Annotated in this window: 17 protein-coding genes; 9 read left to right on the top strand and 8 right to left on the bottom strand. The window is 68.3% G+C overall.

Going from position 1 to position 19,471, the window contains the following annotated elements; all coding sequences use genetic code 11:
* Positions 1–76: 76 nt before the first annotated feature.
* The 3 genes from WI26_RS23880 to WI26_RS23870 form a co-directional block, all read right to left on the bottom strand.
* Positions 77–850 (bottom strand): slipin family protein, encoded by a 774-nt coding sequence (locus WI26_RS23880; RefSeq protein WP_059466775.1) that lies wholly within the window; start codon positions 848–850, stop codon positions 77–79.
* Positions 847–2,424 carry an NfeD family protein gene (locus WI26_RS23875; RefSeq protein WP_059466774.1) on the bottom strand — a complete coding sequence of 526 codons (1,578 nt, stop codon included), beginning with the start codon at positions 2,422–2,424 and terminating at the stop codon, positions 847–849. Before WI26_RS23875 ends, WI26_RS23880 begins: the two co-directional genes overlap by 4 nt.
* Before the next feature lie 121 nt (positions 2,425–2,545).
* On the bottom strand, positions 2,546–3,580 hold the full coding sequence (locus tag WI26_RS23870; RefSeq protein ID WP_069227396.1) for an AraC family transcriptional regulator: 1,035 nt from the start codon (positions 3,578–3,580) through the stop codon (positions 2,546–2,548).
* 137 nt (positions 3,581–3,717) lie between these two features.
* Here WI26_RS23870 and WI26_RS23865 point away from each other — a divergent pair, with 137 nt between their 5' ends.
* The 6 genes from WI26_RS23865 (at position 3,718) to WI26_RS23840 (ending at position 11,229) form a co-directional block, all read left to right on the top strand.
* A complete protein-coding gene (locus WI26_RS23865) occupies positions 3,718–4,851 on the top strand; it encodes an acyl-CoA dehydrogenase family protein (protein ID WP_059466933.1) in 1,134 nt (377 codons plus the stop codon).
* Positions 4,852–5,038: 187 nt separating this feature from the next.
* Complete coding sequence (locus WI26_RS23860; RefSeq protein WP_069227395.1) at positions 5,039–6,745, top strand: AMP-binding protein; 1,707 nt, start codon at positions 5,039–5,041, stop codon at positions 6,743–6,745.
* 109 nt (positions 6,746–6,854) lie between these two features.
* Positions 6,855–8,384 (top strand): CoA-acylating methylmalonate-semialdehyde dehydrogenase, encoded by a 1,530-nt coding sequence (locus tag WI26_RS23855; protein ID WP_069227394.1) that lies wholly within the window; start codon positions 6,855–6,857, stop codon positions 8,382–8,384.
* A gap of 18 nt (positions 8,385–8,402) precedes the next feature.
* On the top strand, positions 8,403–9,305 hold the full coding sequence (gene mmsB / locus WI26_RS23850) for a 3-hydroxyisobutyrate dehydrogenase (protein ID WP_059466770.1): 903 nt from the start codon (positions 8,403–8,405) through the stop codon (positions 9,303–9,305).
* Positions 9,302–10,093 (top strand): enoyl-CoA hydratase, encoded by a 792-nt coding sequence (locus WI26_RS23845; RefSeq protein ID WP_069227393.1) that lies wholly within the window; start codon positions 9,302–9,304, stop codon positions 10,091–10,093. The genes mmsB and WI26_RS23845 overlap by 4 nt, the downstream gene beginning before the upstream one ends.
* Positions 10,090–11,229 carry an enoyl-CoA hydratase/isomerase family protein gene (locus WI26_RS23840; protein WP_069227392.1) on the top strand — a complete coding sequence of 380 codons (1,140 nt, stop codon included), beginning with the start codon at positions 10,090–10,092 and terminating at the stop codon, positions 11,227–11,229. The genes WI26_RS23845 and WI26_RS23840 overlap by 4 nt, the downstream gene beginning before the upstream one ends.
* Positions 11,230–11,300: 71 nt before the next feature.
* On the opposite strand, the gene WI26_RS23835 is transcribed toward WI26_RS23840, so the two are convergent.
* Entirely contained in the window at positions 11,301–12,206 is a 906-nt protein-coding gene (locus tag WI26_RS23835; protein WP_059466767.1) for a LysR family transcriptional regulator, read from the bottom strand.
* A gap of 177 nt (positions 12,207–12,383) precedes the next feature.
* Between WI26_RS23835 and WI26_RS23830 the strand changes: the two genes are divergently transcribed.
* A complete protein-coding gene (locus tag WI26_RS23830) occupies positions 12,384–13,922 on the top strand; it encodes an MFS transporter (protein ID WP_069227391.1) in 1,539 nt (512 codons plus the stop codon).
* A gap of 11 nt (positions 13,923–13,933) precedes the next feature.
* On the opposite strand, the gene WI26_RS23825 is transcribed toward WI26_RS23830, so the two are convergent.
* The 4 genes from WI26_RS23825 to WI26_RS23810 all read right to left on the bottom strand — a co-directional run bounded on the left by WI26_RS23825 (position 13,934) and on the right by WI26_RS23810 (position 16,708).
* A complete protein-coding gene (locus WI26_RS23825; protein ID WP_069227390.1) occupies positions 13,934–14,662 on the bottom strand; it encodes a class I SAM-dependent methyltransferase in 729 nt (242 codons plus the stop codon).
* Between the two features lie 59 nt (positions 14,663–14,721).
* Positions 14,722–15,303 carry an HD domain-containing protein gene (locus WI26_RS23820; protein ID WP_069227389.1) on the bottom strand — a complete coding sequence of 194 codons (582 nt, stop codon included), beginning with the start codon at positions 15,301–15,303 and terminating at the stop codon, positions 14,722–14,724.
* Positions 15,304–15,410: 107 nt separating this feature from the next.
* The gene (locus WI26_RS23815) at positions 15,411–15,968 is read right to left on the bottom strand and encodes a helix-turn-helix domain-containing protein (protein WP_069227852.1); all 558 of its coding nucleotides are present in this window, start codon (positions 15,966–15,968) and stop codon (positions 15,411–15,413) included.
* Positions 15,969–16,033: 65 nt separating this feature from the next.
* A complete protein-coding gene (locus WI26_RS23810; RefSeq protein WP_069227388.1) occupies positions 16,034–16,708 on the bottom strand; it encodes a hypothetical protein in 675 nt (224 codons plus the stop codon).
* Positions 16,709–17,063: 355 nt separating this feature from the next.
* Between WI26_RS23810 and WI26_RS23805 the strand changes: the two genes are divergently transcribed.
* Both WI26_RS23805 and WI26_RS23800 read left to right on the top strand, forming a co-directional pair.
* On the top strand, positions 17,064–18,467 hold the full coding sequence (locus tag WI26_RS23805) for an HdeD family acid-resistance protein (protein WP_069227851.1): 1,404 nt from the start codon (positions 17,064–17,066) through the stop codon (positions 18,465–18,467).
* A gap of 249 nt (positions 18,468–18,716) precedes the next feature.
* Complete coding sequence (locus WI26_RS23800; RefSeq protein WP_059915184.1) at positions 18,717–19,448, top strand: ribonuclease T2; 732 nt, start codon at positions 18,717–18,719, stop codon at positions 19,446–19,448.
* Positions 19,449–19,471 lie beyond the last annotated feature (23 nt).

Genomic DNA, 19,471 nt, shown 5'->3' with positions numbered 1-19,471 from the left:
CCGGGCGCCGGGGCCGCGGTGGCCCCGCGCCCGGCGATATCGGTTGCGGCGTCGTGCGGGCCGGCGCCCGCGCGTCTCAATGCTCGCGCCGCGGCCCCAAACGATCCAGCAACGCGCCCAGCAGATCGACCGGCAGCGGAAACACGATCGTCGAATTCTTGTCGGCCGCGATCGTCGTCAGTGTCTGCAGGTAGCGCAGCTGCATCGCCTGCGGTTGCTGCGCAAGCCGCTGCGCCGCCTGCAGCAGCTTCTCCGACGCCTGCAATTCGCCTTCCGCGTGAATCACCTTCGCGCGCCGTTCGCGTTCGGCTTCGGCCTGCCGCGCGATCGCACGGATCATCGTTTCGTTCAGGTCGACGTGCTTGATCTCGACCGTCGACACCTTGATTCCCCACGCATCCGTCTGCGCGTCGAGCGTCTTCTGGATGTCGGCATTCAACTGCTCGCGTTCGGCGAGCAACGCGTCGAGCTCGTGCTTGCCGAGCACCGCGCGCAGCGTCGTCTGCGCGAGCTGGCTCGTCGCCTCGAAGAAGCGCGCGACCTGGATCACGGCCTTCTCCGGATCGACGACGCGGAAATACACCACCGCATTGACCTTCACCGACACGTTGTCGCGCGTGATCACGTCCTGCGCGGGCACGTCGAACACGACGGTGCGCAGGTCGATCCGCACGACCTGCTGGACGATCGGGATGATCAGCACGAGCCCCGGACCCTTCACCTTCCAGAACCGGCCAAGCATGAACACGACGCCGCGTTCGTACTCGCGGAAGATGCGGATCGATGATGCGACGAGCACCACGACGAAGACGATCAGGACGCCGCTGAAGCCAAACGTGTAGCCCATCATGACGGTGCTCCCTGGTGTTGTTGTTCGTGTACCGGCACGTCGTAGAGCGGCGCGACGGTGAGTGTCAGCCCGTGGCGGCCGGTGACGCGCACGCGGCAGCCGGCGGCCAGCGGCGTGCTGCTCGCGACGCGCCAGCGCTCGCCGTGCACGCGCGCCCAGCCCGCGGCCGACGGTGCGGGGCCGGCCGCGTCCTGCGGCTGGTCGGCGCGCAGGCCGTCGTCGAGCACTTCGCCGATGCTGCCGACCATCGCCTCGGCGCCCGTCACGACCGGTCGCCGCCGCGCGCGCAGCGCGACGCTCGACACGCCCGCGACGAGCAGTCCGCCGCCGAGCGCGAGGCCCGCGATCACCGGCCACGGAATGCCGTAGCCGGGCACGTCGGTGTCGATCAGCATCAGCGCGCCGATCGTGAACGACACGATTCCCCCGAACCCGAGCACGCCGAAGGTCGGCAGGAACGCCTCGGCGACGAGGCAGCCGAGACCGAGCAGCACGAGCCCGAGGCCCGCATAGCTGATCGGCAGCAGTTGCATCGCGAACAGCCCGATCAGCAGGCAGATGGTGCCGGCGACACCCGGCAGCACGAAGCCCGGGTTCGCGAATTCGAAGAACAGACCGTAGATGCCGATCGTCAGCAGGATCAGCGCGACGTTCGGATCGGCAATGATCGACAGGAAGCGGCTGCGCCAGTCGGGTGCGAGCACGACGAGCGGCGCATGCGCGGTCGCGACATGCAGCGTGCCGGCCGTCGTCGTCACGGTGCGGCCGTCGAGCTGGCGCGCGAGGTCGGCCGGATCCTGCGCGATCAGGTCGACGACATGTTGCGCGCGTGCCTCGGTCGCCGACAGGCTCAACGCCTCGCGCACCGCGCGCTCGGCCCATTCGGCATTGCGTCCGCGCAACTGCGCGAGGCCGCGGATGTACGCGGCGGCGTCCTGCGTCGCCTTGCGGATCTCCGTCGATTGCGTGTCGTTCGGCAGCTCGGCCGGCGACGCGGATGCACCGGACGCACCTGCAGCACCCGATGCCCCGGCCGGCGACGGCCGGGTTGCCCCCGGTGTTCCTGGCGTACCGGGTGTCCCCGGCGCGCCACCGCCGATACCGAACTGCACCGGCGACGCGGCGCCGAGGTTGGTGCCGGGCGCCATCGCGGCGATGTGGCTCGCGTAGACGATATAGGTACCGGCGCTCGCGGCCCGCGCACCGCCCGGCGCGACGAACGCGGCGACCGGCACCGGCGAGCCGAGGATCGCCTTGATGATCTGCCGCATCGATGTGTCGAGCCCGCCGGGCGTATCGAGTTGCAGGATCGCGAGCGGCGCGTGCTCGCGCGCCGCGCGGTCGAGCGAGCGGACGATGAAATCGGCGCTGGCCGGCCCGATCGCGCCGTTGACCGGAATCACGAACACCGGCGGCGCGGCCGCGGGTGCGGCGGCGGGAGGCGGGGCGGCCACCGCCGCGCACACGACGAGCAGCGCCGCGAACAGCGCGGCGCGCGCGACCCGCGCGGACAGCGGGTGACGGGGGCGGCCGCCGGACGATGCAGGCGGCGGCCCATGACGGTGAATGCGCATCGGGGCGTCCGGGCGGCGCGCGGCCGCACGCCGTCCGGCTCGCGGAAAGGGCGTTGGCCCGATGCTTGAAGATTAGGCGGTTTCGGCGGAAAGCGCGAAGGCGGGGCGGTGGGCCGCAGATTCAGCCGACGCCGCCGCCGCGCGCGAGCACCTCTTCCCGATATTCGGCGGGGCTGCGCCCGCTCCATTTGCGAAACGCGCGGTAGAACGCGCTCGGTTCCGCGAAACCGGTGGCCGCCGCGACATCGGCGATGGTCCGTGACGGATCGGCCAGCGCCTCGAATGCGAGGTCGCGCCGCAGCGTGTCCTTGATCGACTGGTACGCATGGCCTTCCTGGTGCAGCTTGCGGCGCAGCGTCGCCTCGGCCACGTGCAGCCGCGCGGCCATCCCGTCGGCGCCGGGCCACGCGGCGGGCGGCATGCCGCGCAGCACCGTGCGCACGCGTTGCGCGAGCGCGTTCGGGTTGCGGTACTTGACGATGAAGCTGGCCGGCGCATTGCGCAGAAACGTTTTCAGCGTCTTCGCGTTCTGCACCACCGGCAGCGTCGCGAATTCGGGATCGAAATCGACATACGAATCGGGCTGGTTGAACCGCATGTCGTCGCACAGCATCGACGGATATTCGTGGTCAGCGGGCGGGGTGTCGCAGCGGAAGCTCGCATGCAGCACCGGAATGCGCCGCCCGATCAGCCAGCAGGTGAGCCCGTACACGATGATGAAATAGGTCGCGTACGTGAACATCGCGGGCGCGGCGGTGCTGTTGCGGTGCACGAAACGCAGCCGCACGCGCTGCGGATTGGCGTCGAGCTCCGCGTGCAGGTCGTCGAGCACGCAGTGCATGAAGTTCACCGCCCGCGCCATCGCATGCAGCCCGTCGTGCGCGGACAGCGCCGCCTGGCTCATCGCGATGAAGCTGCCGCTGCGCATCGGGTGGCGATCCTGCCCGAAAAACTCGTCGTCGAGCGCGCGTGCAATGGCGTTCCACAGCGCGCCGTATTGCTGCGCGGACACCCGCGAACGCGGTTGCGCGAGCAGCGCGGGCGCGATGCCCGCCTGCGCGAGGAGCGGCTCGGCCGCGACGCCGCGCCGGGTGGCGAGCGCGAGGCTGTAGGCGACGAGGCTGATCGCGATGGTTCCCTTGTCTTCCTGCTTCATCGAAGCCGTCGGTATGGCAAAAACGCTCAGTGTAAATGAGCGGCGCGAGCATCGAACAGTCGCGCGCGCTTGCCTACACTTGTTGCATTGAAACGAAAGGACGGTCGCGGCACGCGGCCGCGGGAGACAGCAGCGCCATGGACGAGCTTTACACCGAAGACCAGCGGATGATCCGCGACGCCGCGCGCGCTTTTGCCACCGAAGTGCTGGCGCCGAACGCCGCGCAGTGGGACCACGACGCGCACCTGCCCGACGCCGTCGTCGCGCAGCTCGGCGAACTCGGCCTGCTCGGGATGATCGTGCCGCAGGAGCTGGGTGGCGCGTATACGGATTACGTCGCCTACGCGCTGGCGATGGAGGAGATCGCCGCCGGCGACGCCGCGTGCGCGACGATGATGAGCGTGCACAACTCGGTCGGCTGCGGGCCGATCCTCGGCTTCGGCACGCCCGCGCAGAAGGACCGCTGGCTCGCCGAGATGGCGGCGGGCCGCGTGATCGGCGCGTTCTGCCTGACCGAGCCGCAGGCCGGCTCCGAGGCGAACAACCTGCGCACGCGGGCGGAACTGCGCGACGGCAAGTGGGTGCTGAACGGCGCGAAGCAGTTCGTGACCAACGGCCAGCGTGCCGGGGTCGCGATCGTTTTTGCCATGACCGACCCGGAAGCCGGCAAGCGCGGCATTTCCGCGTTCCTGGTGCCGACCGACACGCCGGGCTTCATCGTCGGCAAGCCGGAAAAGAAGATGGGCATCCGCGCATCCGATACGTGCCCGATCACGTTCGAGAACTGCGCGATTCCGGAAGAAAACCTGCTCGGCAATCGCGGCGAAGGGCTGAAGATCGCGCTGTCGAACCTGGAAGGCGGGCGCATCGGCATTGCCGCGCAGGCGCTCGGTATCGCGCGCGCCGCGTTCGACAAGGCGCGCCGCTATGCGGGCGAGCGCGTGCAGTTCGGCAAGCCGATCGCCGAGCACCAGGCGATCCAGCAGAAGCTCGCCGACATGGCCACGCAGATCAACGCGGCGCGCCTGCTCGTGCATCACGCGGCGAAGCTGCGTACGGCCGGGCTTCCGTGCCTGTCCGAAGCATCGCAGGCGAAGCTGTTCGCGTCGGAGATGGCCGAGCGCGTGTGTTCGGACGCGATCCAGATCCACGGCGGCTACGGCTATCTCGCCGATTACGAAGTCGAGCGTCACTATCGCGACGCGCGCATCACGCAGATCTACGAAGGCACCAGCGAAGTGCAGCGGATGGTGATCGCGCGCCAGCTTTGAGCGGGGCGCTCTACCGGCAACCACGCAAACAACGAGACAGGCACGCAATCAGGCAGGGCACGAGGGCAGCGCGACAAGCACGGCATGCAACGACGTGACCGTGCGCCGCGTAACACGGAACCGGGCATGCGCTGCAGCGCGTGAGCCGGTTGACCGCTGGGCATGGAGACTGGACGGAGACGACACGATGACGGTACAGGCATTCCTGGACGCACGCGACTTTCTGCTGCGCCATCGCACCGACTACGAAACCGCTTGCCGCGATTTCGAATGGCCGGTGCTCGATGCGTTCAACTGGGCGCTCGACTATTTCGACCCGATGGCGCGCGGCAACGACAAGCCCGCGCTGTGGATCGTCGACGCGGCAACCGGCACGGGCGACCCGTATTCTTTCGCGCAGATGTCCGAGCGTTCGTCGCGAATCGCGAACTGGCTGCGCGGCATCGGCGTCGGCCGCGGCGACCGGATTCTGCTGATGCTGCCGAACCGTGTCGAGCTGTGGGACGCGATGCTCGCCGCGATGAAGCTCGGCGCGATCGTGCTGCCCGCGACCACGCAGCTGTCGGCCGACGACGTGCGCGATCGCGTGCAGATCGGCGGCGCGAAATACGCGATCGTCGACGAGAACGAAACCGCGAAGTTCGAGCAAGCCGATCTCGGCCTCGAGCGGAAGATCGTCGCCGGCGCGCCACGCGCGGGCTGGCTCTCGATGAACGACGGCTACGCCGCGAGCGCCGCATTCGAGCCGGACGCCGTCACGCACGCGAACGATCCGATGCTGCTGTATTTCACGTCGGGCACGACGTCGAAGCCGAAGCTCGTCGAGCATACGCACCGCACCTATCCGGTCGGGCACCTGTCGACGATGTACTGGGTCGGCCTGCAGCCGGGCGACATTCACTGGAACATCAGCTCGCCGGGGTGGGCGAAGCATGCGTGGAGCTGCTTCTTCGCGCCGTGGAATGCACAGGCGTGCGTGTTCGCGTTCAACTACGCGCGCTTCGAGCCGAAGGTCGTGCTCGATGCGCTCGTCAAATACCAGGTGACCACGCTGTGCGCGCCGCCGACGGTGTGGCGCATGCTCGTGCAGCAGCCGCTCGCGTCGTTCGACGTGAAGCTGCGCGAGATCGTCGGCGCGGGCGAGCCGCTGAATCCCGAGATCATCGAGCGCGTGAAGAAGGCGTGGGGCATCACGATTCGCGACGGCTACGGCCAGACCGAGACGACCTGCCTGATCGGCAACACGCCGGGCCAGCCCGTCGTCGCCGGATCGATGGGGCGGCCGCTGCCCGGCTACCGGATCGCGCTGCTCGACCCGGACGGCGCGCCCGTCAGCGAAGGCGAGGTCGCACTGCCGATCGGCGCGGGCGCGGCGCGCCCGGTCGGGCTGATGACCGGCTACGCGAACAATCCCGACGCGACGGCCCACGCGATGCGCGACGGCCATTACCGCACGTCGGACATCGCGCTGCGCCGCGATGACGGCTACTACGTCTACATCGGCCGCGCGGACGACGTGTTCAAGTCGTCCGACTACCGGCTGAGCCCGTTCGAACTGGAAAGCGTGCTGATCGAGCATCCGGCGATCGCGGAAGCGGCCGTCGTGCCGAGCCCGGACCCGGTGCGGCGGTCGGTGCCGAAGACCTTCATCACGCTGCGCCAGGGCTACGAGGAAAGCCCCGCGCTCGCACTGGAGATCTTCCGCTTCTCGCGCGAAAAGCTCGCGCCGTACAAGCGCATCCGCCGCCTGCAGTTCGCGGAGCTGCCGAAGACCATCTCGGGGAAGATTCGTCGTGTCGAGCTGCGCCGCCGCGAGATCGAGCGCGGCGACGATGCGACCACGCGGATGCCCGGCGAATACTGGGAAGAAGATTTCGCCGCGGAACTGAAATGACCTGCCGCGGGCCGCGCGTGCCGCACGTCGCGGCCGTCGCCCGCGGCGCCGATCGAACCGGCCGCGCGTTGCATGACGCTACGCGGCCCACTGCAAGGAGAGTGCTTCGATGAACGCGAATCCGACGCCCCGCACGGGGCAAGACGTGCCGACGGTCAAGCTGCTGATCGACGGCGCCTTCGTCGAGTCCACCACGAGCGAGTGGCGCGACATCGTCAACCCGGCGACGCAGCAGGTTCTCGCGCGCGTGCCGTTCGCGACCGTCGCGGAAGTCGACGCGGCCGTGCAGGCCGCGCACGCCGCGTATGCGACGTGGAAGAACACGCCGATTTCCGCGCGCATGCGGATCATGCTGAAGTTCCAGGATCTCGTGCGCGCGAACCAGCAGCGCATCGCGAAGACGCTGACGGCCGAGCAGGGCAAGACGCTGCCCGACGCCGAAGGCGACATCTTCCGCGGCCTCGAAGTGGTCGAGCACGCATGCTCGGTCGGCACGCTGCAACTCGGCGAATTCGCGGAGAACGTCGCCGGTGGCGTCGACACCTACACGCTGCGCCAGCCGCTCGGCGTATGCGCGGGCATCACGCCGTTCAACTTCCCCGCGATGATTCCGCTGTGGATGTTCCCGATGGCGATCGTGTGCGGCAACACGTTCGTGCTGAAGCCGTCGGAGCAGGATCCGATGTCGACGATGGAACTCGTCGAACTGGCGATCGAGGCCGGCATTCCGAAAGGCGTGCTGAACGTCGTGCACGGCGGCAAGGAAGTGGTCGACGCGATCTGCACGCATCCGCTCGTGAAGGCGATCTCGTTCGTCGGCTCGACCGCAGTCGGCACGCACGTGTACAACCTCGGCAGCCAGCACGGCAAGCGTGTGCAGTCGATGATGGGCGCGAAGAACCACGCGATCCTGCTGCCCGACGCGAACCGCGAACAGACGATCAACGCGCTGGTCGGCGCGGGCTTCGGCGCGGCCGGCCAGCGCTGCATGGCAACTTCCGTCGCGGTGCTCGTCGGCGCTGCGCGCGACTGGCTGCCCGACATCGTCGCGAAGGCGAAGCTGCTGAAGGTCAACGCGGGCTCGGAGGCGGGCACCGACGTCGGGCCGGTGGTGTCGCGCGGCGCGAAGGCACGCATCCTGTCGCTGATCGAAACGGGCATCAAGGAAGGCGCGAAGCTCGAACTCGACGGCCGCGGCGTGAAGGTGCCCGGCTTCGAGGAAGGCAACTTCATCGGGCCGACGATCTTCTCCGGCGTGAAGCCCGACATGACGATCTACACGCATGAAATCTTCGGGCCGGTGCTGGTCGTGATGGAAGCCGACACGCTCGACGACGCGATCGCGCTCGTCAATGCGAACCCGATGGGCAACGGCGTGGGCATCTTCACGCAGAGCGGCGCGGCCGCGCGCAAGTTCCAGAGCGAGATCGACGTCGGCCAGGTCGGCATCAACATCCCGATTCCGGTGCCGGTCCCGTACTTCAGCTTCACCGGCTCGCGCGGCTCGAAGCTCGGCGATCTCGGCCCGTACGGCAAGCAGGTCGTGCAGTTCTACACGCAGACGAAGACGGTCACCGCGCGCTGGTTCGACGACGACGCGACGGCCGGCCCGGTGAACACGACGATCCGGCTGCATTGAGCCGGGGAGGACACGAACATGAAAATCGGATTTATCGGGCTGGGCCACATGGGTGCGCCGATGGCGCTGAACCTGCTGAAGGCCGGCCATGAAGTGCATGCGTTCGACCTGAGCGCCGACGCATTGCGCGCGCTGCAGGACGCCGGCGCGCAGGTTGCCGCGTCGCCGCGCGACGCCGCATCGGGCGCGGCGTTCGTGATCACGATGCTGCCGGCCGCGCCGCACGTGCGCTCGGTGCTTGCCGGCGAGAACGGCGTGCTGGCCGGTCTCGACGCCGGCGCGACCGTGATCGATTCGAGCACGATCGACCCGGCGAGCGCGCAGGCGTTCGGCGCGCTTGTGCGCGAGCACGGCGGCGCGTTCGTCGATGCGCCCGTGTCGGGCGGCACCGGCGGCGCGGCAGCCGGCACCCTGACCTTCATGGTCGGCGGCAGCGACGCCGATTTCGAGCGCGTGAAGCCCGTGCTCGCCGGCATGGGCAAGAACATCGTCCATTGCGGCGCGACGGGGATGGGGCAGGTCGCGAAGGTCTGCAACAACCTCGTGCTCGGCATCTCGATGGCGGCCGTGTCGGAGGCGATGTCGCTCGGCGTCGCGCTCGGCATCGACCCGAAGGTGCTGGCCGGCATCGTCAACACGTCCACGGGCCGTTGCTGGAGCTCCGACACCTACAACCCGTATCCGGGCGTGATCGACACCGCGCCGTCGTCGCGCGGCTACAGCGGCGGCTTCGGCACCGACCTGATGCTGAAGGATCTTGGCCTGGCGAACGACGCCGCGAAGCAGGCGCGCCAGCCGGTCTATCTCGGCGCGCTCGCGCAGCAGCTGTATCAGACGATGAGCAGCCGCGGCGACGGGCAACTCGATTTCTCGGCGGTGATCCGCCTGTACCAACCGGCCACGAAGAAGGACGCCTCATGATCGAACTGGACTACGTCGACGACGGCGCGATCGCGTGCGCGACGCTCAAGCGTCCGCCCGCGAACGCCTTTACCGCCGACGGGCTGCTGCAACTGCAGGAAACCGTCGCCGAATTGAATGCGAACCCGCGCGTGCGCGCGCTGGTGATCACCGGCGACGGCCCGAAGTTCTTCAGCGCGGGCGCCGACCTGAACACGTTCGCCGATGGCGACCGCGCGGTCGCGCGCGCGATGGCCGCGCGCTTCGGCGCGGCGTTCGAGGCGCTGCATGACGCGCGCATCGTGACGATCGCGGCGATCAACGGCTATGCGATGGGCGGCGGCCTCGAATGCGCGCTCGCGTGCGACCTGCGAATCGCCGAGACGCACGCGCAGATGGCGCTACCCGAACCGTCGGTCGGCCTGCTGCCGTGCGGCCTCGGCACGCAGACGCTGCCGTGGCTCGTCGGCGAAGGCTGGGCGAAGAAGATCATCCTGGCCGGCACGCGCGTCGATGCGGCCACCGCGCTCAAAATCGGCCTCGTCGAGGACGTGGTCGAAAGCGGCGCGGCGCGCGATGCGGCGCTGGCGCTTGCGCGCAACGTCGCGCGGCAGAGCCCGCATGCGGTTGCCTACAGCAAGGAACTGATCGGCCTCGCGCGCGGCGGCGTGCCGCGCGGCGCGGCGCTCGCGGTCGAGCGCGAACGCTTCGTCGACCTGTTCGACACGAACGAGCCGCGCGAGGGCGTGGCCGCGTTTCTCGGCAAGCGCGCGCCGCAATGGCATACCGATGGAGAGCCGCAACGATGAGCACGCCCGTCACGACTCATGGCAGCGTCACGCAACCCGCGCCGGAGGTGCTGTTCCGCGTGGTGAACCGCGTGGCGCTCATTACGCTGAACCGGCCGGCCGCGCTCAATGCGTTGTCCTATCCGATGATCGGCGAGCTGGCCGCGCGCCTCGAGCGGTGCCGCACCGACGACCAGATCGTCGCGGTCGTGCTGCGTGGCGCGGGCGAGAAGGGCTTCTGCGCGGGCGGCGACGTGCGCGCGCTGCACCGGATGGTCGCGCAGCGCGAGACCTGGCTGCCGTTCTTCGTCGACGAATACCGGCTCGACTACGCGATCCATACGTTCCCGAAGCCCATTGTCGCGCTGATGGACGGCGTGACGATGGGCGGCGGAATGGGTCTTGCGCAAGGCGCGGCGCTGCGCGTCGCGACCGAGCGCAGCAAGATCGCGATGCCGGAGACGCGCATCGGCCTCGTACCCGACGTCGGCGCGACGCATTTCCTGTCGCGCATGCCGGTCGAACTCGAGTTGTACGTGGGGTTGACGGGCGCGATGCTGACGGGCGCCGATGCGCTGACCGCGAAGCTCGCGGACCTGTGCGTGCCGTCGTCGTGGCTCGATACGTTCGAGACGCGCATCGAGAGCGTCAAGTGGGACGGTGATGTGCTGCCGGCGTTGCGCAAGGTGTTCGAGCCGCCGTGCAACGTCGTGCCGCATTCGGCGCTCGACAGCCAGATGCCGTGGATCGTTCGTCACTTCGACAAGCGCTCGACCGTCGAGCGGATCGTCGCGACGCTGAAGCAGGATCTCGAACGCGACGAGTTGACGCGCGAGCATCGCCAATGGCTGCAGGCGACGCTCGACGCACTCACCGGGCATTCGCCGACGATGCTGTGCGTGACGCGCGAAGCGCTGCTGCGCGGCCGTCAGATGACGCTTGCCGAGTCGTTCCGGATGGAGCTCGGCATCGTGGCGCGCGCGATCGAGGAGGGCGACTTCTGCGAAGGTGTGCGCGCGCATCTCGTCGACAAGGATCGCAAGCCGCGCTGGGCGCCGGCGTCGCTCGTCGAGCTGCGCGCCGAGCGCGTGCGGCATTTCCTGACGTCGCCGTGGAAACTATTCGCGCATCCGCTCGCCGATCTCGGCGCGGCATGATGTGACGTCGTGCGCCGACGCGCCCGTGCGGCGCGTCGGCTTCAACGCTTTTCCTTGCTGCGCTGCCGCGTTCAGCGCTCGATCATTGGCGGCACCGCCTCCACGAGCGCATCGATCACGCAGCGCGTCTTGCGCGGCAGATAGCGCGTTTTCGGCCAGATCGCGTGGATGTCGCCTTCGCAGACGAAGCAGCGGTCGAGCACGACGACCATCTCGCCGCGCTTCACGTAATGATCGAGCAGCCAGCTCGGCAGCCACGCGATCCCGAATCCCGACGCGCCTGCCGCCGCGATTGCCTGCACGTCGTCGAAACTGAGCTGATGCGGCATGTCGATGCGCACCGTCGAGCCGTCCGGCGCGCGCAGGTCCCACGGCTGCGCGACGCCCGAGCGTGAATACGCGATCGTCCGGTGGTTTCTCAGATCCTCGAGCGATTGCGGCATCCCGTGGCGCGCGAGATACGACGGCGCCGCGCCGAGGCTGCCGTATTGCGTGCCGAGCCGCCGCACCGCGAGGCTCGTGCTGTCCGCGAGCGGGCCGATCCGCACGGCGAGGTCGATCCCTTCCTCGACCAGATCGACGAAACGGTCGGTGATCGATACGTCGATCCGCAGGTGCGGATAAGTGCGCGCGAGATCGAGCACGATCGGCGTCACGCAGTGATGCCCGAACGCGAGCGGCACGCTCAGCCGCAGCTTGCCGCGCGCTTCGTTGCGGCCGCAGTCGAGATCGGCTTCGGCCGCTTCCAGCTCCGCCAGCGCGCGCACGCAGCGGTCGTAGTACGCCTGGCCGTCGTCGGTCAGGCTCTGGCTGCGGGTCGTGCGCTGCAGGAGCCGCGCGCCGAGCCGCTTCTCGAGCCGCGCGATCGCCTTGCCGACCGCCGAGCGCGTCATGTCGAGCCGTTCCGCGGCGAGCGCGAAGCTGCCGGATTCCACGACCTGGACGAAGGTCGTTACGCCGTCGAGTTTGTCGGTCATGGCGGGATGGCTGATTGCGTCCTTTGATTCCCCAGTCTGGAGAAATAGACGCGTCAATGGGGAGTGAAATTCTCACTATAGTACCGATTCCCGTCCAGCGTGCGTTGCCGGCCGCACGCGGCGCATCCTTCTTATCTGGAGGCGCGCGGCCCTGTCGCGGGCCGCCGCGCAATACGCATGACGCTATCCGACTCCCGCAGGAATGCGGTCGCGCTCGCGGCCGTCTGTCTCACTTCGCTGATGTTCGGCCTCGAGATCTCGAGCGTGCCGGTGATCCTGCCGACGCTCGAACACGTGCTGCACGGCGATTTCAACGGCATGCAGTGGATCATGAACGCGTACACGATCGCGTGCACGACGGTGCTGATGGCGGCCGGCACGCTCGCGGACCGGTTCGGCCGCAAGCGCGTGTACGTGAGCGGCACCGTGCTGTTCGGCGCGACGTCGTTGCTATGCGGGCTCGCGCCGAACGTGCCGGTGCTGGTCGCCGGCCGGCTGCTGCAGGGCGCGAGCGGCGGCGCGATGCTGATCTGCCAGATCGCGGTGCTGTCGCACCAGTTCCGCGAAGGGCGCGAGCGCGGCCGCGCGTTCGGGATCTGGGGGATCGTGTTCGGGATCGGTCTCGGCTTCGGGCCGATTGTCGGCGGCGCGATCGTCGCGCTGGCGACCTGGCCGTGGGTGTTTCTCGTGCATGCACCGCTCGCGGCCGTGGCGCTGGTGCTGATCGGCGGCGCGGTGCAGGAGTCGCGCGATCCGCACGCGGGCACGCTCGACGTCGCGGGCATCGTCACCCTGTCGCTCGCGGTGTTCGGTCTCGCGTTCTATATCACGCAGAGCGCGGAGCTGGGGCTCACGAGCGCGGCCGGGCTCGGCGTGCTCGGTGCGACTGCGCTCGCGCTGACCGGCTTCCTCGTCGCGGAGCGCACGAGCGCGCGCCCGATGTTCGACTTCTCCGTGTTCCGGATTCGCGCGTTCACCGGTGCGATCTTCGGATCGATGGGAATGAACTTCAGCTTCTGGCCGTTCATGATCTATCTGCCGATCTGGTTCCAGGTCGCGCTCGGCTACGACAGCGTGACGGCCGGCGTCGCGCTGCTCGCGTACACGCTGCCGACGCTCGTCGTGCCGCCGTTCGGCGAGCGGCTCGCGCTGCGCTACGGGCCCGGTGTCGTGATTCCGGGCGGCCTGTTCACGATCGCGGCCGGCTTCGCGCTGATGCGGATCGGCAGCGGCGTGGAGCATGCGAGCTGGCTCACGATGCTGCCCGGCTGCGTGATAGCCGGCATCGGGCTCGGGCTCACCAACACGCCGGTCACGAACACGACGACGGGCGCGGTGCCGAGCGCGCGGGCCGGGATGGCGTCGGGCATCGACATGAGCGCGCGGATGATCTCGCTCGCGCTGAACATCGCGGCGATGGGCTTCGTGCTCGTCGCGGGGATCGTCGCGAGCCTGAAGGCACGCGTCGCGGGCGCGGTCGATGCGGGGATGCTGCGCATGCTGGCGCAGCAGATCGCGTCGGGCCGCACCGACGGGCTATCGGCGATCGCGCCCGCGCTCGCAAAGGCCGACCCGACCGGTGCGGCGCTGCACGCGGCGCTCGTGCACGGGTTCGGCTGGGTGATGGTGTACGGCGCGACCGGCGTGGCCGTGCTCGCGACCGCGAGCGCGGTGGCGTTCGCGCCGGCAAGGCGCCGGGCCGCCGTGTGTGAATGACGCGTGCGACGTTACCGCTGCGCGGCCACGATCGCCATCATCGGCCGGTCGCGTTCTTCTTCGAGCGCGGGCATCGCGGCGAGCTGTTCCGGTGTCGGCCCCCATTCGTTCAGGTGCGTGAGCGTGAAGCCGCTCTCGATCAGCAGATTCACGAGCGTGCCGAGCGTGCGATGTTGCTTGACGACGCCTGGCGCGAGCCAGTCGGTCACGCGTTTGCCTTCACGTTGATAACCGTCGATCGGCCAGGATCGCGCGCCGTGCGCATCGACGACGAAGCCGGGCCGGCGCGGCGCCGTGTAGATCGGATGCTCGATCGAGAACACGAGCCGCGCGCCCGGCACGAGCGCACGGTGGATCGTGCGCAGCAGCGTGTCGAGACGGGCGATGTAATGGAATGCGAGCGAGCTGTACGCGAGATCGAATGCGGCATCCGGCAGCGCGAGCGTTTCGAGATCCGCACGGCGGTAGGTGATGGCCGGATGCGCAGCCATCGATGCCGCGCGCGCGAGCATGCGTTCGGACACGTCGATGCCGAGCACGCTGGCCGCGCCCTGGTCGGCGGCCCAGCGGCTGAACCAGCCATAGCCGCAGCCGAGATCGAGCACGTTCAGGCCGCGCAGCGCCGGCAGCAGCGCGCGCAGCGCGGGCCATTCGGGTGCGCCGTCGAGCCCCTGCACCGAGCGGTTCAGGCGGCTGTAGCCTTCGAAGAAAGCGGGATCGTCGTAGATGTTCTGCGTCATGTTGCGTGCCTCGCGTGTCGTCCGACTGCGGCGCGTGCCGCTCGGCCGGTTCCGCGAGCTTACGCGTCGTTGCCGCGTGCGTCGATCCGGCGTTGGGTGTCCGCGTCGACGATCGCGCGGATCGCGCCGAACAGCGGCGCCGCGTCGGTGTAGCGCCGGCCGTAGCCGAGATTGAACGCGTAGTCGAAATCCGGCGGATTGCTGCCCTGGTTGTGCTGCAGGATCGTCTCGAGTTTGTCGAGTGCCTTCGCGGCGCGCGCTTCCGGTGACACCGCCGCCTCGTATTCGTCCCACAGCGCGACGATCTCGTCGCGCAGCGCGCGATCGAGCCCGGCTGTCAGCGTCAGCAGGTCGGCGCGTTCGTGTGTGCTCTTGTCCGGGTGTGCGGCCTGCTCGATCGCGGGGATGTCGCCGTGCAGCGCTTCGCCGAGATCGTGGACGACGCACAGCTTCAGCAGCTTCGTCGTGTCGACGTCGGGTAGTGCATCGGCAAACACGAGCGCCATCAGGCACAGCCGCCAGCTGTGTTCGGCAGTGCTTTCGGCGCGCCCGGTCGACGTATGGCCGCTGCGCAGCACGTCTTTCAGGCGTTCGGCGTCGCGCAGGAAATCCAGCCGCGCGTGGATCGTGTCGAGGTTCATGGCAGGGAAGTGCGTGAATCGAGCGCTCAAGCGTACGTCGCGCCGATGCGATCCGTCCACGCATGAAATATGCGCGCCGCGCTTGCGTTCAGCAGCTGGCGCAAGGGCTACAGAGTTTCGACGAGCCGCGCGGCCGAGCCGTCCGACAGCATCATCCGCGTCCATCGGCAGGTGCTGCCGCGGATCGGCACGACGCGCGACGCATTGGCGCCGGTCGCGAATTCGACGCTCGGCGGTCCCGCGCGATCGTGCCAGCCGAGTGGGTCGAGCGCGGCTTCCATGCGGACGATCTCCGGCGACGCGTACCGCCAGAGCGACGTGCCGAGCAATGTCGACAGCGGCCGCGAGAACTCGGCCGCGCGCGACGGCGAGCAGGCGAGCAGACGGTGCGTGAGGTCGCACACGAGATGCATGCGGGCCGTGCTGCCCGCGATCAGCCGGGCGAGCGCACGATCGCCCGCAGAATCGAGACGCGCGGCAAGCAGCTGTTCGGCCATCGCGCGCTCGTCGACAGACATCTGCTGGATGCCGGCTTCCCAACGCGAGATCGTCGATTGCGCAACGCCGAACAACTCGGCCGCGTGGCTCTGCTTCACGCGATGCAGCGTGCGCCAACGCTTGAGTTGCGGGCCGAGCGGCGGGGTGTGAAGCGGTGAGGCGCGCATGTTCGTGTTCCGTTCGGGACGCGGGCCGCGCGGGCGCCGCGTTGCGAAATCGGTGAATGGGACCGTCATTGCCGGGATGCCTGGATCACGGCGAGTTCGACCGGAACCAGCTTCGTGCCGTCGAAGGCAAGCGTGCCGTCGGCGCCAGCGGTGATCGGTGTGCGTTGCATCGCGAGATCCAGACCTACGATCGACATCGTGACATGCCGAGCGTAGATCGTGTACGGGCGGTCGAGCAAATGCCCGGTCATCGCGGATGGCATGTCGAAACCCTGGGTGGAATAGCGCATGCCAACGATATTGCCTTCGAGCGCAAGACCGTCCTGCACCTTGACGAACCCGTCAGCGATCGCGGCCAGCCGGTCGCTCGTCGAAGCATCGCGCGGCAGCACGACGCGGTAATGGCCTTTGACATGGCCGCCAACGGCCCGGAAGTCGACGAACATCCAGCGCAGCGTTTTCCGGTAGCCGGACGACAGGGCTGACCGCAGTGTGTCGGGGAGGTCGAGGGCGATGTGGACGGGACGGCCAAGTACGATCAGCTTCGTGCGATCTTCCGTGATCATGAAACCCGAGACCGCTTCGTCGTATGACTGTTCCCGGGTGAATGCTTTGAGCGCGTCATCCCCGTACGACGGGAGGCTCTCGTAGGCCTTCTGCTGTTGGCAGCCCGACAGCGAGACACCGCACGCGGCCAAAGCGGCAACGAGCCAGCGTCGACATGCGATCGAAGTGATCATTGATGTGTCCCGTCTCGTGCGGTTCGGTTTACGGCATCCTCGTTGCGGGATTCTGGCGCATCCACCGCATGTTGTCGAACGGGAAATTCTCCGCCGCAATGCCGCCATTTGCGCGGTCTCCGTTGGCACGCCGGGCAAGCGGCCCCGCCGGAATTGTTTTCGCCGAGCTTTCGACAAACTCCACCATATCTTATTATTCGGCGAAAGCGGCGCGCGCCGGCCGCCGTTGGTCATGTCGAAGGATGACGCGCCGGTCGGCATTACCGCCTTCCGACTTCCGCATCGCACGATGCGCGGTCGGCACGACAGGAGACGCGTGGCCAGCGCGTATCCCGAAAAACGATACGAGGGCGCCATGGTAAGACTGGTCTTGCTGCTGCTGGGCATCGAGTATTTGCGAACGCGCTGGCGCGGGCTGACCGCGCTCGGCTGGCTGTGGGTCGTCGCGGGCGTCGGCATCTTCGTCGACGCGCTCGATGGTGCGCTGCATTTTCCGATCGAACTGTTCGCGTGGCTGTTCCTGATCGAAGGGCTCGCTACGCTCGCGGTGGCCGGCAGCGGCGTCGGCGGGCAGCGCATCCTGCGCTACGTGAAAGGCGTGGCGGTCGTGCTCGCCGCCGGCCTCGTATTCGCGGGCCATCATCACGGGCACTTCCTGTTGTCGATGATCTTCGGCACGTTGTTCCTCGTCGACGGGCTGCTGCAGTGCACGTCCGCGTGGATGGTGCGCTACCGCCGCTGGAATGTCGCGTTCGCGTGGGGCGTCGTCGAGATCCTGCTCGCGATCTTCTTCTATCAGCCGTATCCGACCCACTATGCGGGCACCGTGCCGTACTGCCTCGGCCTGCTGCTGATGTTCGGCGGGATGCACATGCTGAGCCTGGCCGCGCGCGTGCGGCGGCTGACGCGCAACCCGGCATTCGTAACGTCGCCGGCGCCGTCGATCGTGCCCGACATCGACGCGGCGCCCGACATCCCGCGCTTCACGCAATCCGAGTGGGACGGGCCGCCGGCCGACCACGAGCATGCGCTGACCGTGCACGTTTGGACGCCGACCGGCACGTCGAAGGCCGAAGCACAGCGCTATCCGGTGATCGACCGCTACATCGCGGCGGTGGACGTCAACGGTGTGATCTCCACAGGCCATGCGGCGCTCGAGTCGCCCGAAGGCATCTACATCAGCCTCTATCCGGCCGTCGAGATCGATCGTTCTCCAGATGAATTCACGCGGATCCTGCGCGCAACGCGTGAGAACGACGTACCGGGCCTGTTCCAGCCCGACTATGCGACCGAGTCGAAAGCGTGGTGCCCGTCGACCGTGCGCGTGCGGATCCGAAACTACGATCCGGTGAAGCTGGCCGCATTCTGGTCGTCGTATCGGCAGAACGTCACGTACAACCTCACGCATCGCAACTGCTCCAGCACCGTGTCGAACGCGCTCGAAGCGGCACTCGACGGCGCGGTGTGGCGGCTCAAGGGTACGCGGGCCGGGTGGGGCGCATTCGTCCGGCTGCTGCTCACCCCCGAGCTGTGGGTTGCCGCGCAGATCCGCAAGCGTGCGGTGACGATGGCCTGGACGCCGGGCCTCACGCTCGACTATGCGCGCGCGCTCAGCATGCTCGCCGATCCGCGGCCGTTCGCGTGGTGGAAGGTCGCGCGCTCGGCCGTGAAGGCGATCATGGCATCGCGCCGCGCGTGGCGCGAGCAGGACAGCGCGGCGCTGTCGCCCGGTGGATCGGAAGCGGCGTCGGTGAAATAACCGCGTTGCCGGACGAGGACGAGGACGAGGACGAGGCGCGACAGCGGCTGCTGCCGGGCAATCCGGCGTCGCAGGCGCAGGAAGGCGAGCGTTGGTATCGGTACCGGTGATAACAGGTTCGGCGTTGCACTACGAATTCCTTCGTCCCCCTTCATATTGATGCCACGTTGCGCAGGCAACAATCGCGGGCAGACATTCGACAATCTTGCGGCGCATTCCGCGACCGCAAGCCTTTTCCGAGGAAACGCCATGCTCAAGACGCTCGCCCGCGCCGCGGCCGCACTCGCCGTCGCATCCGCCTCGCTGCACGCCGTCGCGCAGACCAGCTACGACTACCTGTTGCTCGCGGCTTCGTGGGAGCCCGGCTTCTGCGCGTCGCACGACACGCCGGAGTGCACGAACCTCGCCGGCACGTACGCGGCGACGAGCCTGTCGCTGCACGGCCTGTGGCCGAACAGGTATGACGGCAACCAGCCGTTCTACTGCGGCGTGCCGCAGAGCGACATCGATCTCGACAACGCGCACCAGTGGTGCAGCATGGATGCGTATCCGATCAGCAGCGCGACCCGCAACACGCTGTCGACCTACATGCCGGGCGTGGCGTCGTGCCTCGACAAGCACGAATGGTTCAAGCACGGCACCTGCTCGAATTCGGCGACGCCGGACGCATACTGGAACGAGGCGGCCGGCATGATCGGCCGGCTGGGCAACACGTCGTTCAATGCGTTCCTGCAGGCGAATGCGGGCAAGACGGTGACGCGCAACCAGCTGCTGTCAGCGTTCGAGGGTGCGTTCGGCAGCAATACGCGCAGCGCAGTGTCGCTGAAGTGCACGAAGACGAACGGCGTCAGCTATTTCACGGAAGCATGGATCGCGGTGAAGACGAATGCGACCACGCAGTTTCCGAGCGCGGCGTCGCTCGTGACGGACGGGAATACGCAGGGGACGTGCCCGACGTCGGGCGTGTATATCGCGAAGTAACGCGGAAGGCTTCGCGCGGGCGC

It is taken from the genome of Burkholderia diffusa, assembly GCF_001718315.1.
In the GTDB taxonomy this organism is placed as follows: Bacteria; Pseudomonadota; Gammaproteobacteria; order Burkholderiales; family Burkholderiaceae; genus Burkholderia; species Burkholderia diffusa_B.
This window is presented reverse-complemented; position numbering and strand designations above follow the sequence as displayed.

What these genes read in the sequence shown, in the direction of transcription:
- WI26_RS23860 (WP_069227395.1), top strand. Translation starts at nt 5,039, where the DNA reads ATGACGGTACAGGCATTCCTGGACGCACGCGACTTTCTGCTGCGCCAT.
- WI26_RS23840 (WP_069227392.1), top strand. Translation starts at nt 10,090, where the DNA reads ATGAGCACGCCCGTCACGACTCATGGCAGCGTCACGCAACCCGCGCCG.
- mmsB (WP_059466770.1), top strand. Translation starts at nt 8,403, where the DNA reads ATGAAAATCGGATTTATCGGGCTGGGCCACATGGGTGCGCCGATGGCG.
- WI26_RS23880 (WP_059466775.1), bottom strand. Translation starts at nt 850, where the DNA reads ATGATGGGCTACACGTTTGGCTTCAGCGGCGTCCTGATCGTCTTCGTC.
- WI26_RS23835 (WP_059466767.1), bottom strand. Translation starts at nt 12,206, where the DNA reads ATGACCGACAAACTCGACGGCGTAACGACCTTCGTCCAGGTCGTGGAA.
- WI26_RS23815 (WP_069227852.1), bottom strand. Translation starts at nt 15,968, where the DNA reads ATGCGCGCCTCACCGCTTCACACCCCGCCGCTCGGCCCGCAACTCAAG.
- WI26_RS23830 (WP_069227391.1), top strand. Translation starts at nt 12,384, where the DNA reads ATGACGCTATCCGACTCCCGCAGGAATGCGGTCGCGCTCGCGGCCGTC.
- WI26_RS23865 (WP_059466933.1), top strand. Translation starts at nt 3,718, where the DNA reads ATGGACGAGCTTTACACCGAAGACCAGCGGATGATCCGCGACGCCGCG.
- WI26_RS23820 (WP_069227389.1), bottom strand. Translation starts at nt 15,303, where the DNA reads ATGAACCTCGACACGATCCACGCGCGGCTGGATTTCCTGCGCGACGCC.
- WI26_RS23810 (WP_069227388.1), bottom strand. Translation starts at nt 16,708, where the DNA reads ATGATCACTTCGATCGCATGTCGACGCTGGCTCGTTGCCGCTTTGGCC.
- WI26_RS23845 (WP_069227393.1), top strand. Translation starts at nt 9,302, where the DNA reads ATGATCGAACTGGACTACGTCGACGACGGCGCGATCGCGTGCGCGACG.
- WI26_RS23800 (WP_059915184.1), top strand. Translation starts at nt 18,717, where the DNA reads ATGCTCAAGACGCTCGCCCGCGCCGCGGCCGCACTCGCCGTCGCATCC.
- WI26_RS23805 (WP_069227851.1), top strand. Translation starts at nt 17,064, where the DNA reads ATGGTAAGACTGGTCTTGCTGCTGCTGGGCATCGAGTATTTGCGAACG.
- WI26_RS23825 (WP_069227390.1), bottom strand. Translation starts at nt 14,662, where the DNA reads ATGACGCAGAACATCTACGACGATCCCGCTTTCTTCGAAGGCTACAGC.
- WI26_RS23870 (WP_069227396.1), bottom strand. Translation starts at nt 3,580, where the DNA reads ATGAAGCAGGAAGACAAGGGAACCATCGCGATCAGCCTCGTCGCCTAC.
- WI26_RS23855 (WP_069227394.1), top strand. Translation starts at nt 6,855, where the DNA reads ATGAACGCGAATCCGACGCCCCGCACGGGGCAAGACGTGCCGACGGTC.
- WI26_RS23875 (WP_059466774.1), bottom strand. Translation starts at nt 2,424, where the DNA reads ATGCGCATTCACCGTCATGGGCCGCCGCCTGCATCGTCCGGCGGCCGC.